Source organism: Prevotella micans F0438 (genome assembly GCF_000243035.1).
GTDB lineage: Bacteria > Bacteroidota > Bacteroidia > Bacteroidales > Bacteroidaceae > Prevotella > Prevotella micans.
Genome location: NZ_JH594521.1, coordinates 494,239 through 508,703 on the forward strand (window position 1 = coordinate 494,239; position 14,465 = coordinate 508,703).

At 43.1% G+C, this 14,465-nt stretch carries 10 protein-coding genes, 1 tRNA gene and 3 pseudogenes; 5 read left to right on the forward strand and 9 right to left on the reverse strand.

Annotated features, from left to right (window positions below; genetic code table 11):
- The 7 genes and pseudogenes from HMPREF9140_RS01980 to HMPREF9140_RS02010 form a co-directional block, all read right to left on the reverse strand.
- The coding region (locus HMPREF9140_RS01980; protein WP_006951365.1) for an IS5/IS1182 family transposase at window positions 1–419 on the reverse strand (419 nt) is incomplete at its 3' end.
- A 62-nt stretch (window positions 420–481) separates the two neighbouring features.
- Window positions 482–853 (reverse strand): annotated as a pseudogene (locus tag HMPREF9140_RS01985) (hypothetical protein); the annotation flags it as partial.
- 21 nt (window positions 854–874) lie between these two features.
- Window positions 875–1,798: a relaxase/mobilization nuclease domain-containing protein gene (locus HMPREF9140_RS01990; protein ID WP_006951370.1), complete on the reverse strand. Its 924-nt coding sequence runs from the start codon at window positions 1,796–1,798 to the stop codon at window positions 875–877.
- Window positions 1,795–2,142, reverse strand: coding sequence for a plasmid mobilization protein (locus tag HMPREF9140_RS01995; protein WP_006951372.1), 348 nt, complete (start codon window positions 2,140–2,142; stop codon window positions 1,795–1,797). Before HMPREF9140_RS01995 ends, HMPREF9140_RS01990 begins: the two co-directional genes overlap by 4 nt.
- A gap of 105 nt (window positions 2,143–2,247) precedes the next feature.
- Window positions 2,248–3,140: pseudogene (locus HMPREF9140_RS02000) on the reverse strand (CHC2 zinc finger domain-containing protein).
- Between the two features lie 175 nt (window positions 3,141–3,315).
- Complete coding sequence (locus HMPREF9140_RS02005; RefSeq protein ID WP_025073447.1) at window positions 3,316–4,365, reverse strand: AAA family ATPase; 1,050 nt, start codon at window positions 4,363–4,365, stop codon at window positions 3,316–3,318.
- A 2-nt stretch (window positions 4,366–4,367) separates the two neighbouring features.
- The gene (locus HMPREF9140_RS02010; protein WP_006951378.1) at window positions 4,368–4,673 is read right to left on the reverse strand and encodes a DUF3853 family protein; all 306 of its coding nucleotides are present in this window, start codon (window positions 4,671–4,673) and stop codon (window positions 4,368–4,370) included.
- Between the two features lie 360 nt (window positions 4,674–5,033).
- Between HMPREF9140_RS02010 and HMPREF9140_RS10715 the strand changes: the two are divergent.
- A pseudogene (locus HMPREF9140_RS10715) lies at window positions 5,034–5,127 on the forward strand (transcriptional regulator); the annotation flags it as partial.
- Window positions 5,128–5,192: 65 nt separating this feature from the next.
- The gene (locus tag HMPREF9140_RS02015) at window positions 5,193–7,391 is read left to right on the forward strand and encodes an NERD domain-containing protein (protein WP_006951380.1); all 2,199 of its coding nucleotides are present in this window, start codon (window positions 5,193–5,195) and stop codon (window positions 7,389–7,391) included.
- Between the two features lie 186 nt (window positions 7,392–7,577).
- Here the strand turns inward: HMPREF9140_RS02015 and HMPREF9140_RS02020 are convergent.
- A tRNA-Ser gene (locus HMPREF9140_RS02020) sits at window positions 7,578–7,662 on the reverse strand.
- Between the two features lie 363 nt (window positions 7,663–8,025).
- On the opposite strand from HMPREF9140_RS02020, the gene mltG reads away from it, so the two are divergent.
- The 3 genes from mltG to HMPREF9140_RS02035 all read left to right on the forward strand — a co-directional run bounded on the left by mltG (window position 8,026) and on the right by HMPREF9140_RS02035 (window position 10,947).
- On the forward strand, window positions 8,026–9,063 hold the full coding sequence (mltG, locus tag HMPREF9140_RS02025) for an endolytic transglycosylase MltG (protein ID WP_018572206.1): 1,038 nt from the start codon (window positions 8,026–8,028) through the stop codon (window positions 9,061–9,063).
- A gap of 130 nt (window positions 9,064–9,193) precedes the next feature.
- On the forward strand, window positions 9,194–9,394 hold the full coding sequence (locus HMPREF9140_RS02030; protein WP_238301068.1) for a hypothetical protein: 201 nt from the start codon (window positions 9,194–9,196) through the stop codon (window positions 9,392–9,394).
- A gap of 20 nt (window positions 9,395–9,414) precedes the next feature.
- A complete protein-coding gene (locus HMPREF9140_RS02035) occupies window positions 9,415–10,947 on the forward strand; it encodes a hypothetical protein (RefSeq protein ID WP_244858977.1) in 1,533 nt (510 codons plus the stop codon).
- Between the two features lie 85 nt (window positions 10,948–11,032).
- Here the strand turns inward: HMPREF9140_RS02035 and HMPREF9140_RS02040 are convergent, their stop codons facing one another.
- Entirely contained in the window at window positions 11,033–13,936 is a 2,904-nt protein-coding gene (locus HMPREF9140_RS02040) for a glycoside hydrolase family 31 protein (protein WP_006951388.1), read from the reverse strand.
- Window positions 13,937–14,465: the final 529 nt, after the last annotated feature.

Sequence of the window (14,465 nt, forward strand, 5' to 3'; positions counted from 1 at the left end):
CGCTTTACAATGATTCCTTTAGCTTCCAATTGCCGATTAAACTCCTCAAGAAGCGTATCATACAAATCCGCTTCAACAAGAATGTTGCGAAAACGGCACACGGTAGTACTGTCAGGGACGATATCTTCCATGCCAAGACCTGCAAAGCGACTAAAAGACAGGCGGTCGTTAACCTGTTCTTCAACTTCTCCGTCACTCAGACCATACCAGGTGCGGAGTAATTCAATCTTGAATAAAACAAGGCTGTCATAGCCGGGCCGGCCGGTAGACTTATAGCCTTTTGTATAAGCCACTTCTATTATAGCACGAATAGGTGCCCAATCAATGACTGTGTTTATTTGTGAAAAGAATGTCTGCTTGACCTTTCTTTGCCCAAGGAATAGGTCAGCAAAACTTGGAGAGGATAACTTTTGTTTCATACCATAAAGGTACAAAAAATATTTAAGAAAGACAAATTATAGGAGGAGTTTTGCAGAGGTCTCAGTCCGCAAACTAACAGTAGCAGAACGCGCTCGGCTAATTGCACGCTGGCAAAGAGAGAGTAGTTCTTATACTCTACGGGCTTTTGTTGCTCGCAGATGAGTTGTTGCAAGGTTTCAAACTTTGGGTCGAGTGTCTTACTCGACTCCGATAGTGCCTCCAAAACAAAAAGCTGGTGCTCTTTAATTTTAGCTTGAGTCTCTTTGGAGAGATGGATTTGCACGCACTCTTGTGTTTTAGTACGCTCTGCGTTTGGGCTGGCAGGTTGTGTTGCAAGCGTAGTGCGTAGTTCTGCTTGTGCCTTGCTGATGGCTTTGCATTCTTGTTTGAGTTCTTCGAGGATGTCGAGGATTGGTGCCGTTTCATTGTTCATACTGATATAATTTTTTGATGATTAAATTCTACGTTTGTGGTTGGCTCTATTGCGAAGTTTCTTTTGAAAGCAAAGTTTATCAACATCTATACCTCCACTTGGCATCGGCATCGTAAAGATTTCGTCAATTGCCTCGGATAAATCGGAAGTATATACGCTTTCATCTATCGAATGTGCCATTGGCTCTTTTGATAGATGCTGTTGCGCTTGCTGGATGTTTCGCTCTATCTCTGCATTGAGGAGCGAGAAAGAGCAGGAACGGTCTATCTTTGAGCCACTGAAACTGCAACCGTCCTTTTCAAAGATGATTCCTTGCACTACATCTGTATTGCCTTTCGTCTTGAAACGAGTGGCAACATCCTGTTGTTCTAAACCTGAAACAAAATCTTTCCAGTTCTGCGATTGTGGTAATATAGCTTTGATAGCATCGAATATCTCATAGCGTAATTTATCTTCTCCTCGCAGTCGGTGGCGGTTTACCGTCTTCTTTCCTTCCCCAAGGGTCAAGCCATAACGCTCGGTCAGTTCTCGGCAAACTTTCGTAGAGCGATATTTCTCATTGCGGTCGCTGATGGTCTTGCCATCGTTGCCGATACGATTGATACAAATGTGAAGGTGCGGATGCTGGCGGTCGCTGTGCCTTACAATAAGGCTCTGCGTGTCGCTATAACCCATCTTCGCCAAATATTCATTGGCAATCTTTACCATCACATCGTTTGTCAGTCGCTCTGCATCGCTGGTAGAGAAAGAGAGTATCGTGTGGCAGACAGGTTTCTGCACGCTCGGACGCATGGATGCTTGAAGGGTGAACTCGTGGGCACATAGGTTTTGGTTGGCAAAACCTATGTTATTACTTGCCAAAACCATAGCTTTTCCTTCCTGTTTGCTGAGCATATAGTTGATGACACCTCCGAAGTCTGTGCCCTTGATAATCTTGGCTATCATGGTTTCAAGCGTTTGATGAGTTCGTGAATGAGCATTTTCAGTGCATTCAAGTCTTCATTGAGCACAGAGAAACCAAAAGCATTGAGCCGATGGGCTATCTGATTGAGATTATTTGCCATGCCTGAGACTGTGCGGATGAGTTGCATCTCTTCGGGTTGGATGCGTGCCTTGACTTCTGCTTTTGCGATGAGTCGTCGCAAAAACTCGGTACGAGGAATGGATGCCTCGCGCGCTTTGCCCAACAGGGTGTAGTACTCCATGGTGTTAAGCTGAAGAAGTACTTGATATTTTCGTTTCTCTGATAAAGTCTTGGTGGGTCGCCCACCTTTATTCTTATGTTCCATAACTTCTATTTTTTTTGATGAGACCAACGGGATTTTCACCTCCTAAAGATGGGAGCAAGTAGGTTTTGAGATACTCAAAACACAAACTTGCTTCCCTAATAAAGTCTATCTTCTGATTCTATGCTTCGCATTTGAATGCAAAGCCTGTTCTTTCTTCATTTTCGTCTGATAAATGAGCCATTCATTCAGGTCTTTGTGGGGTCGGGGTATCGAACAGAACCGTCAATGATATGTGAGCAAAACTGCTTCAGAACTTCAAACGATTTTCGCCCTACATTGTCATTGTCCAGAAAAGTCTCTACTTGTTTGTAGCTCTTTATCTTTTCTTGAATGCGCGGCAAAAGAGCCAGAGAATTAAGAATAATGACATCGCAAGTTGAAGATGGATTTAGCGTTTGCCACGAGAGAAAGTCCATAAAGCCCTCAAAGAGTTGAAGACTTTCCGACTCTTGTGTCAGCGTACTGATTGCTTTGGGGGCTATGCATCCCTTAAAATAGGGATTGCGAAGCTCCCAACCGCCTACATCGTTAGGAAAGCCAATGCCGTAATAGTGTCGCTCGCCTTGGCAGTAATGAAGCTCGGAGCAATAGCGTTCAGCCGTAGATAAGGCGATAATTCGCTCTGCGAGGTATTGTCTCAGATTGGGATGAGTGATAGCTTCGATTGAAAGTATCTCAAAGGCAGAAGTTGAACAAGAATGATTCCCTCCAAAAGAAAAAGTTCTTTGAGGAAGTTGTCCCCCATGCTCTAACAGATACATTGCTTCTGCTATGTTGCAATGCTGCAAAGCACGCACAAGGTCAATGATGTCGCCATGCTCTCTAGTTCCGAAGTCGTACCACTGATTACGCTCTGTATTGACTTTGAAGGATGGAGTTCGCTCTTGTCGAAATGGAGAGCAGTACCAATGGTTGATACCTTTTATCAGTGTAGGTGCGTAGCCTTGTTGCTGCAAATAATCTGTAATGGAGATTTGCTTGATGTGTTGTATGTCCATATTATCTTGATGTTTGACGTGAATAATTATCAGCCTTTTTCTTTTGGCGGCTGATGAAGTTTCTTTGGGTCGGACGGTCGTACTCTATAGGCACCCACTTGCGTCCGACCAAATTCGTTTATCTTTAGTCGGGTTGGTTCAGGTATATATAGCCTGCGCCCGACCGACCAATGGCTTAGTAGTAATAATCCTTGTTGAATAGGTACTTGCCTCGTCCTTCCTTAACCACCATTCGTTTATTGAGCAGAAAGCGCAGGAGTTCTTTGAGTTTTGTCTGCCCATATGATTGCCCGACAACTTCTGCATAAGCCACTTTGAGAGCCATAATCAGTTCGCCATACGGCAATAGCTCATTTGAAGAGAATGCTCGCTCCAAAGCTCTACGGTGCTCTGTGTCGCTCAACTCTTGATAGGAAAAGAGATGTCCTTTCCGCTCGCTATCCATGTAGGTTGGGTCTAACTCTGGAATGCAAATCTCATCGTCTGTTTCCGTAAGTTGGAATGCGAATTTTTCGAAAGGCTTAGAGCGGATGATGGTAGGAGCAACAACACTTCGCTCTGACAACGTAGTATCTTTTGTGACCTGCAAAACTGTTTCTGCCTTATTGTTAAGCTCTGTACCGATATGCCCTCTTGCATTGTCGTCGCCCTTGTTGAGATGTAGCACGGTCTGAATATGAATATTCTGTTCGCTCGTCCACTGCATCAGGTCGCCCACCAACTTGGTTGCCTCCGTTGAATTGTTGATGTCGAGCATCAAATCACGGATGCCGTCAATGACCACTAAGCCCACGTTAGGCGTGTTGTAGATAGCATAGCGGATGATTTCTCTGCGCTGGTTGGGGTCTGCTATCGCTCTAAGATGGCTGAACTTCAAATGCTCAGGTTCTTGATCTATCGGCAGTCCTGCTAATTTCAAGATACGCTGCAAAACCAATTGACAATGATAAGGGCTTTGCTCTGTGTCAAAGTAGAGGATGGTACGTTTGCTCTCGGGAAATGATGCCCGATAGTCCAACACCTGTCCATTGACAAGAGCTGCTGCAACTATGGCACTCACATTGAACGTCTTTTGGGCTTTTGCCTTTCCTGTCGATACGCTGAAATTACCCAATGTCCCAATAATGGCTTCGCCAGCTTGTAGCACAATGGGCGGAAGCGTAAACTCATCCGTAACGTTAATGAGAGACTGTCGCCAAATGCTTTCATAGTCTATTGTATTCATCCTCATCCTCCTGTTTTACGACCAGCCAACTCGAGAGCAAGGTCTGCATCCACAATAATCTTGCGCCCCACTTTTGTAATGGCACGGTTGATTTTACCACTCTGCTTGATACGATTGGCAGTAGGTAAACTGCATCCAAATAGGCGTGCGATACCTGCCAATCCATACACATATAGCCTTTCTTCTTTGGCGGAGTTGTTTTCTTCCCTTGCTTTTGGGGACGTATTGCCATGTTGTGCCAGGAAGAGTAATTCTTCACCTGTCATCTGCCACACAGGCTTGTCCAGTAAATCTTCATTTATCGTCATACTTTCTTTTGTCTTGAAGTTAATAACTTGCCCTTGCGCATAGGGCATTTGTCAGATCTGACGATGCAAATGTAGAAGGCAAAAAGACTGTCTCCAAGCCTCAGAGATATAGTGGGAATAATAGGGATAAATCGGGAAATCAAGAGGTCTCAGAAACGATTGTAGCACATTTAATAATGGACGAATATCTAAGGTTGGAAAGCTCATAGATAATCGTTTTTGGAGCCTTAAGAGGTTCTTTTGTTCTGCTTTTCAAGAAAATCGGTTCTCCGTAGTGTTAAACCCTCACCTTCTTTCGCTATATTCAATATAAGTTCATAACTTTGCAGCTATAATAGATATAAAACAGCTTTATGGAACAAAAGTAAAGAGCATAGCAACCTTCATTAAGGAGCATTTGAAGAAACGAGGTATCACCCAAACATGGCTCGCCAAAGAGTTTAAAACAACGTTCTAATCTCCCACTCTTTTATCCTTCATTTCCCTAAATCAGAGTCCCCTTACTTGTGTGTTAGTATAATGGCTATTTTTTACCCTTGTATAGAAAAAATCAACCAGTTCAAGGTTCAACCCACAGATGGTGAAAGATCCTTGCTGAACTTTCTTGAACGCACTCTTAACGATTCGTTCGAGATTTATTTCAATCCTTTCCTCAATGGGGATCGCCCGGACATTCTAATCATGAGGAAAGGCTATGGTGTGATGGTAATAGAGGTCAAAGATTGGAATCTTGACAACTTTCAACTGAATGAAAAGAGGAAATGGGTTTATACACCTAACAACTCTGTCGTTAAATCACCCATAGACCAAGTCTTAAAGTATAAAAATAATCTATTTGACCTCCATGTAGCTGATTTATTGCAAGTAAAAATCAAGGACTTTCGCAATTTTAATATTGTGTCATGCGCAGTATATTTTCATTGCGCCAGCAAATCATACCTTGAAGGAATGCTTGTAGAACCATATAAAGACGATAAAAAGTATCAAACCTTCCTCAAATACAACATTGTTTTCCTTGGACATGACTCATTAAACCAAGAAGATTTTAATATATTGTTGAAGAACAGGTATATGATAGCGGAGCGTCCTTCTTGGTTCTTCACAGACAAATTGTATGATAATTTCAAACGGCTTCTTTCTCCTCCTCTTCATCTACGTTCTCAAGGTGTTCCATATAGTTACTCTCAGAAACAGAAAGAAATTATATATTCAACAACTCTTGAGCAAAGAGTTCGCGGAGTCTTTGGATCTGGCAAGACAACCGTTTTAGCGGCCCGTGCCGTACAAGCTTATAAAAGAGCCTTGGAAAGGAATAATAATCCGAGGGTGCTCATTTTAACTTTTAACATTACTCTAAAGAACTTTATTCATGACAAAATGAATAGAGTTGACGAGACATTCCCAATTGAAAACTTTATTATTATTAACTATCATCAGTTCATTAATGCAGAACTGAATAATTTAAATATCGAATTTGAAATTCCTGAGGGTATAGATCCCGAGCATTTGTCACAATATCTAGAATCAAAATATTATGGCAACATCAAACTCTTTGACGAGCACAAGGATGAAATCACCAAATATGATGCAGTATTGATTGATGAGATTCAGGATTATCATCGTTCATGGATGGAAATAGTAAAAAACTATTTTCGTGATCCTCAGGGTGATTACGTCCTTTTTGGAGATGTAAAACAAAATATCTATGGACAATCAACACAAAACAAAGATGTTGTAACAAATGTTCGAGGTGTAAATGACTTGAAATATTGCTATCGCTCTGACTTCAAAGTCCGAGATCTTGCACAATCATTCCAAAAGAATATTTTTAAGGGCAAATATGACGTTGATGACTTTTCTGAAAATGGTACTTACTCTTTCTTTGGCCAAGAGCAAGAAAAAAAAGGTTACATCAACTATATGTACCTGCAGGAAGATCAACCTGTTACTACCTTATATAATATAATTAGAGGTAACATTCTCAATAAAAATTCTAATATCTCTCCTAATGACATAACCATTCTAGGTTATACAACCAGCCTATTACGTACATTTGATCTTTATTACCGCTATGCAAGCCGTGAAAAGACAAACTCTATGATTGAAACTGTAGAGATAATGTACATGACGCATCTTAACTACATTGGCAAGAATAGTGATAACAATCCACATTCCGGATGGTTTAACAATATTTGCGAACACTTTAAGAAGAAACTGTTCCCAAATAGACAAAAACTATATGACAATGACATCATTAAAGTGCGGCAGTATGTTGCTATGCTATTTTCGATATATGATTTGAGCACAAACTTCGCAGACACCTTTGATTCTCGCTTAGCAGAAGAGTGTCAGAAGTGTGGAATAAGTATTGATGCATTTAAAGCATTCAGAAAGCATTACGCGAAAATACTTGATCGATTCAAGCAAGAGGTATATTCAGATAGTTATAAAAACATCCGTGACAATAAAAAACTACATTTCTGGATGAATAGTGGCACGTTGAAGATTTCAACCATCAACTCTTTCAAAGGATGGGAAAGTGAAGTAGTATTCCTTATATTGGAACCCAAATATGAGTCTTCTACATCGTTCAATCTTTCATTTGATGAATTGCTATACACTGGTCTCACTAGATGCCGCCGTAATCTTATTGTGATCAATTTCGGAAATCAAGAATACGATTTAAAGATGAGACCTTTAATTGAAAGAATCAAATAATGGAAAGGAGATATACCAGGCACAGGAATTGGTCAACAAAGGATGCCCCTATGAACCTTTCGCTGAGACGATTTGTTATTGATGTTTTCTCAATGACAACTCTTTTGACCCTTTTAACCGCCCTCAAGTTTTTGGGTGTAGAAAAGGGTGTAAATCACATAACTCGTTGATTTACACCCTTGTTTGCGGAGAGAGAGGGATTCGAACCCCCGGTACCTCTCGGTACGACGGTTTTCAAGACCGTTGTAATCGACCACTCTACCATCTCTCCAATAAATAATTTGTTTAGATACTAAGTATTAAGATTACATCTGCAAAGGTATGATTTTATTTGAACTAAACTCAAGAAGCTGGGAAAAACTTTTAAGTTTGGGTATATATAAAAATGGGAAGCAATACATAAGATACTTTTAGCATATAAGCCGGAAGTTTAATGTAATACCTCTGAGAGAAATATCTCCATACGTGTACAAAACTATACTTAAGCTTGTGAGTAGATGATTTGTGATACGCTTAAAAATATCTTCCAATGTGTTTGTACATACAGTGTAGTACGTATACTGTTACACTGTTATAAGAGTCTCGGAGTTGAAAGATTATGTTACCTTTGCTGCCGACTTACAGTTACTCGTATATGTCGAAATCAAGAAGAAAGAAACATAAGTACAGAAATCTCAAAATCCTTATCGGCGTTTGTGCGACATTTGTCGTATTAGGTTATTTCATATTGTTCTCCTCGATGTCGAGAAGCGGGAAAATTGAGTATGTTTTTCTGGATAAAGACGATAATGTAGACTCCGTATATAAGAAAGTTGAACTGCTCTCTACTCGGCACAGCTTTTGGGCCTTTAAGCAAATAGCACGGATAGCCGGGTTCAAGGATAAAGATGTGCGAACCGGTCGATATGCGGTGGGCTCAATGGGGGCGTTGCAAACTTTCAGATATATCAGGAATCACCGTCAGGCCGCCGTGTCGATAACTATCCGCTCGGTGAGAACGTTGGCTGATTTGTCGCGCGACGTGACTCGAGACTTGCTAATATCACGAAAAACGTTCATGCAACGAACGGCCGACAAGAAGTTCTGTCGAAAATATGGTTATACGCCCGAAACCATCATAGCCATATTTATTCCCGACACCTATGACTTTTATTGGGATACCGATATCGACGGGTTCTTCGACAAGATAGACAAGGAAAACAAGCGCTTCTGGTCATTCGAACGGATGCAGAAGGCTAAGGAGGCGCATTTTACACCCGTTGAGGTAATGACCCTCGCAAGCATCGTAGACGAGGAAACCGACAACGAAAAGGAAATGCCTATGATTGCAGGAATGTACATAAACCGACTTCGGGCTAGAATGCCACTGCAGGCCGATCCGACAGTGAAATTCGCAACGAAGAACTTTGCAGCACACCGGATCTATCACAAATGGTTAACGGTAGACAGTCCCTACAACACGTATAAATATCGCGGTCTCCCTCCCGGTCCGATTCGTATCCCCTCGGTTGCAGCCATCGATGCCGTGCTCGATTATGTTCACCATGACTATATGTACATGTGTGCGAAGGAAGATTTCAGTGGAACTCACAATTTCGCCAAGACATATGCAGAACATCAGGTGAACGCCGCCAAATACGCCAAAGCATTAAACGAGCGAGGAATAGAATAATCTCCACCCGATCTCGGGAATCACCCCAATATTTCCCCTCTCGACATCACCCCCTCTTAATAGAAATAACTCTGTGCATCGAACCTTAGATGCAATTTTTCACAGGATAATATTTTTAATGATTGATTATATGAACGAAAAAGAACCCAGGAAGCGAGATTATGTGTCTCCAACAATCACAGTGATTAATTTGCTGGTTGAGCAAATAATGCAAACAGTCAGCGGCCAACATACTCCTATCGGACAGGGCAGCGGTGGGGGTGACGCTAAAGAAAATATATTCGAAGAAGTGAACTCTTCGGCTTTAGAGGAAAATCAATGGGAAGAATAACCGTAAAAGGAAAGATAATTATGAAAGTAACATACTTATTGCCCTCGTTCCTCTTTATGTTGATTCTGGCAAGTTGCTCCGGTGACGAAATTGCATCGAATAAACCTACGCCAACAAACCCAACAGAACACAAAGACAGTATAAAAGACGAAGAACAAATTACGTTCACCAGCGAAGAGCCAACACGCACAAGTATTACTCACTTGCTCGGTCAAGGAGCCAAAGTTTTTTGGTCTACGGGCGACTGGATATGGGTGAAAACCTCAGACGGGGTGCTTCGACAGAGTTCTGCAGGCACTTTAAATATCGACAAAACACGTGGTGTTTTCACTATGCCTTCGACTGACAAATATAATAACGGAGCGCTCGTGACCTACACTGGACAAAACTCATCCGTCGGGAACCAAGTCACTATAGCGTCATCTCAGACACAGTCAGACTGTAATAACTTTGACCACGCTGGACTCTCGGGCGACTGTGGAATTGGAAAGGCCATCGGAAGCGGAAAGTCATTCCAATTTACACTCGACCACAAGGCCTCTTACATCTGCCTGCTTCCCCGCTCGTCCAATGGCTATGTGAACCGAAGCCGCTTATTCAAAATCGAAATAATTTCGGAAAACGATATCGCCGGCACCTATAATCTAGCAGAAAACGGTAAACTCACATTAGCCAACGGCGGCACGAACAGAATTGTTCTCACTCTCGGCACCGAATTCCAACTCAACAATTCTTCAACCGACATCGGGAAAAACGGTTCATATGTAGTTATTGCACCTGGTCAGCACAGTCTCGCAATTCGCTATTGGTTACGCAATACTACCGACCAGCCCTCTGGTTCGAGTATTGAAGGAACAATAACGAAATATGTGAATATGAACTTCCAGCCAGGCAAGATTCATGACATAACATCCAATCTAGCTCCTACAGACTATTCCAGTCAGAAATTCTATATGTGGGATGCCCAACAAGATTATTGGCAAGGTGGCAACCAATCCTCGCTTGTTGGTGCAACTGGAAGTGGATGGCCCACTGGTCCAGGCCCCCGATGGTATAACACTGGGACTTCGGCCGCCAGCAATTCTGCCAAAAGTTGCCCGAACGTGAACCAAATGCTATGGTATGCACACAGCGGCGATTGGCATACTGATCGTGACGAGCTTTGGACTTGGCGTGGTCATCTGTGGAAGGGTGGTACATGGGTACTTAAACGTGCCAACTTTAGTATGAATGCAAACAAAGCTCCCGATGGTCAAGACTATCGTAGCGTTTCTATACAAAATGTTTATGGAAGAGCTTATATAAATTATACCATAACAAAGTTCACACGTCCCGTAGGTTCACAGCTCAATAGATATTTCTTTCTGCCTTACTTTGGAATATATTTTAATGGGGAATATCGCAAAAATGCAGATGCCTATGGATATTATGTAACATCTACACCTTATCCAGGTAATCTGGGTGCTTGCTATTATATAGACTTCTATGACAATGGTTTGTTTGTTGCTCAAGGTGACCGCTGGGTTGGTGGCTGCGCAATACCTTTTCCTTAAAACTTAAGGATTGTCTACATCGCAATGCGGCATATATTCTCTTTTGAAGAACATATGCCGCATTTTAATTATATGCCGATGTTAACTAGAGCTTCACTTTGATTTGCTTGCCTGAATAGCGGATTATTTTTGCAGGCTCATTATCGGGGTCGAATTGAGCGACTGTTGAGTTCTTCTGGCGATAGACAATACGGAATGTGCGACTCTGGAGCATGCCGTCGTAGGAACCATGACGGTTGCCGATGGTGAGGGTATGGTCGGCGTCATTGTAGGTAAACCGAATAGTGGAGAACTTTCCTCGCTCGTAGTTATAGTTTGTGCATTCGTCCTCATAGAGCGTGAACTCACCGTTGCGACCTTGGAACACGTAGAGCGTTATAGGGTCGGCTGGTTTCTGGTCAGTCCATTCAATCTCCGGGCCGATGGGGATTATCGCACCTTCGGGAACAAACACAGGGATGGATTCAAAGGGCGCATAGGCAGTTATTACCTGATTGCCGACATAGTAGCGGTTAGTGTTGAATTCGAACCATCCAGTTTGTTTGGGCAGATAAACCTGGCGCGAGCGTGCACCGTATTCGGTTACTGGACAGGGCATCAGTGCTGGCCCAAACATCCACTGGTCTTTGATATCGTTCACTGCCGAGTCGCCATTGAAATCCATAATGAGTGGGCGCATGATGGTGTAGTTAGTGAGATGAACGGCCCCTGCCATACTGTATAAATAGGGCATGAGCCTGTAGCGCAGACGATGATATTTCACGATGGTTTGATATGCTGGATGATTTTCGGGTGCGATGTTCCAAACCTCTCTGAGCGGCCATTGTCCGTGGGCCCTATAGAGTGGTACGAAGCAACCGAACTGATGCCAACGTGTTTGCAGTTCGCGCCATTCTTTGAGGTCGTTGTTTTCAAGCTTTGTTTTGTCGAAGAGCAGTTGTGCATCCACATATCGTTGTTCGACACAGAATCCGCCTTGGTCCATTCCCCACATCGGAAGTCCAGCGATGGAATAGTTAAGCCCAGCGGTTATTTGTGCGCGCATATCTTCCCATCGTGTAGCGATATCGCCGCTCCAGCTGGCTGTGCTGTAGCGTTGCTGACCAGCGAATCCGCTCCGGGTGAGCAAGAACACACGACGATTAGGATTCACGCTTCGTTGCCCATTATAGATTGCATTGGCATTCATGAGGCTATAGGCGTTGAAGTATTCTGTAGATGAGCCTAGAGCTGTTGGACCGGAAAGAGCTTTACGATACCACATCGGCGTGCAATCTCGCACGTTAGGTTCTGATGCATCCATCCACCAGGCATCTATTCCTTGTTTATATTTTTCGTAGAGGTTGCTGTTCATTTGCTGCCAGAATAGATGTCGCGCGCCGGATGAGTAGGCGTCATAGAATGAGCCCATAAATCCGAGCCAGTCGTGAATAGAGTCTTTGATTGCCTGGTGATACATCCAGCCGCGGGCGTCGAGCTGTTTGTAGTTGTCGGTTGTATTGTAGAACTTGGGCCATACCGAAATCATGAATCGGCCGTTCATTGCATGCACACTGTCGAGCATGGCCTGCGGATTGGGATAACGTACCGGTTCGAATTGGTGTGAGCCCCACGAATCGAGCTTCCAGTAGTTCCAATCCTGTACGATATTGTCCACTGGGATATGCTTTTCGCGGAACGTTCGGAGGGTAGATTCTATTTCATTAGATGTTTTATAACGTTCACGACTCTGCCAGAAACCGAACGACCATTTGGGGAACACTTGAGCCTTGCCCGTGAGTTGACGATAACCGCTCACAACGCTGTCAAGGTTATTGCCAGCGATGAGATAGTAGTCCATGTCGCGTGCCATTTCGCTCCAAATGCTCATTTGGTTTTGCTGCTGCGAGGTGCGAGGTGTGGCGGTGCGCAGTCCGCAATAAGACACGTCGCCATCTGGCTTCCAATCGATTTTTATACTGGCCCGCTGACCAGCTCTCATCGGATATGTGAACTTATAGGAGTTAGGATTCCAGGCAGTTCGCCAACGTTCGGGTACTATCTCGCGGCCATCGAGATAGACCTTAATATAGCCGGCATAATATAGAATAAAATGATAGAGATTCTCCACCGGGGCCTCGATTTCGCCCTCGTAAACCACATGCGAACCGTTAAGTGGGAAATCTTTTGGAAGGTTCACAATAGTTTCCGAGTTCTCGAAGTATATGCTGTCTTCCTCGCGGACTATTTGCTGTGAGCCGTTTTTTGTGGTATATGTTCCGGTGAGCGAGCCTGGCCGCCCATCCTTGTTGTAGATTTTGAAGGCCTGGCCAAGTTGTTGGTATTCGTCCGGATTACCCCAACGGCAGTAGGAATAGGAATCCCACAGCACACCATAATTTTTGTTCGAAACCACGAACGGGATGGAAATCTTGGTGTTGTATTGGAACAGGTCTTCGTTCTTTCCTTTCATATTGAGTTCCTCGGATTGGTGTTGTCCGAGTCCATAGAAAGCCTCATCTGCAGGCGAATCGAAAACTGCATTCCATGTCCATGCATTACGTTGTTGCTCGGTTAGAGTTCCCACACCGATTTCGCGTTCGGGCACACGGAAAGGACGAAATATTTTACCGCCTTGAGCCCGTTCACTAAGTAGGATATGCGGTCCGCGAAGAAATCTTACTCTCCCAGTTTCGATGTCTACTTCGACGGCGAGTTCGGCGGTGCGAACAGTCACGATATCTGCCCGCTGTTCAACCTTGAAGCTAGCGAAATACTTCTGCTCAACAATAATTAAACTCTGTTTCTCGGGAAACGACATTTCGGGTGTTGCCTGCACGCGAACGATATTGTTATTTATAATCTGCAGTCTAACCATTTTGGCTCCGTCGGCAGTGGGATGCTTAACTGGTATGGTCACGAAGTTTTGGTTCACGATATAGTCTGCCGCTCGGCAAACAATTACTCCTGAAAACAAAGCTAGCAATAGGAGGGTCTTGAGGATTCTCATTTCTATAATTGTATTTAGTTATTTACTTGATAGCGTGGCAAAGTTAGTGAAAGTACCATCTGGAATGCGCGTTCTTTTTGTCCTATTCGTACACTATCTTAACGTGAAAGCGCTGTTATCTAATTGCCTCAATTAGATAACTTCTACAATTATTTGTCGTTCTTTGGCATATGATAAATATGAGATTATTTCTGCAGTTCAATCATAACTCTGTAGAGTCTTTACAATCTAGTGTTTCATAGGTTGCGACAGTGCGTTCCTGGGATAAAAACATCCCAAGATTATTAGTAAGTTATATTCGTTCTTATCATCCAATAAATCAAAAATATATATCAACATTTGCCTAAACAGATTCATTAATATACCTTTGCCGCCATGAGTTTCAAACCCGCCATTTATTATAGCAGCATTGTATCGCGAGAGAATTTCACTTCTCCCGTGTTTTTTAACGCTATATTCTTGCAGGGTTCGGAAAAAGTGCTAACACACACACACACACACACACACACACACACACACACACACACAC

What these genes read in the sequence shown, in the direction of transcription:
- HMPREF9140_RS02015 (WP_006951380.1), top strand. Translation starts at nt 5,193, where the DNA reads ATGGCTATTTTTTACCCTTGTATAGAAAAAATCAACCAGTTCAAGGTT.
- HMPREF9140_RS02005 (WP_025073447.1), bottom strand. Translation starts at nt 4,365, where the DNA reads ATGAATACAATAGACTATGAAAGCATTTGGCGACAGTCTCTCATTAAC.
- mltG (WP_018572206.1), top strand. Translation starts at nt 8,026, where the DNA reads ATGTCGAAATCAAGAAGAAAGAAACATAAGTACAGAAATCTCAAAATC.
- HMPREF9140_RS02010 (WP_006951378.1), bottom strand. Translation starts at nt 4,673, where the DNA reads ATGACGATAAATGAAGATTTACTGGACAAGCCTGTGTGGCAGATGACA.
- HMPREF9140_RS02035 (WP_244858977.1), top strand. Translation starts at nt 9,415, where the DNA reads ATGAAAGTAACATACTTATTGCCCTCGTTCCTCTTTATGTTGATTCTG.
- HMPREF9140_RS02030 (WP_238301068.1), top strand. Translation starts at nt 9,194, where the DNA reads ATGAACGAAAAAGAACCCAGGAAGCGAGATTATGTGTCTCCAACAATC.
- HMPREF9140_RS02040 (WP_006951388.1), bottom strand. Translation starts at nt 13,936, where the DNA reads ATGAGAATCCTCAAGACCCTCCTATTGCTAGCTTTGTTTTCAGGAGTA.
- HMPREF9140_RS01995 (WP_006951372.1), bottom strand. Translation starts at nt 2,142, where the DNA reads ATGGAACATAAGAATAAAGGTGGGCGACCCACCAAGACTTTATCAGAG.
- HMPREF9140_RS01990 (WP_006951370.1), bottom strand. Translation starts at nt 1,798, where the DNA reads ATGATAGCCAAGATTATCAAGGGCACAGACTTCGGAGGTGTCATCAAC.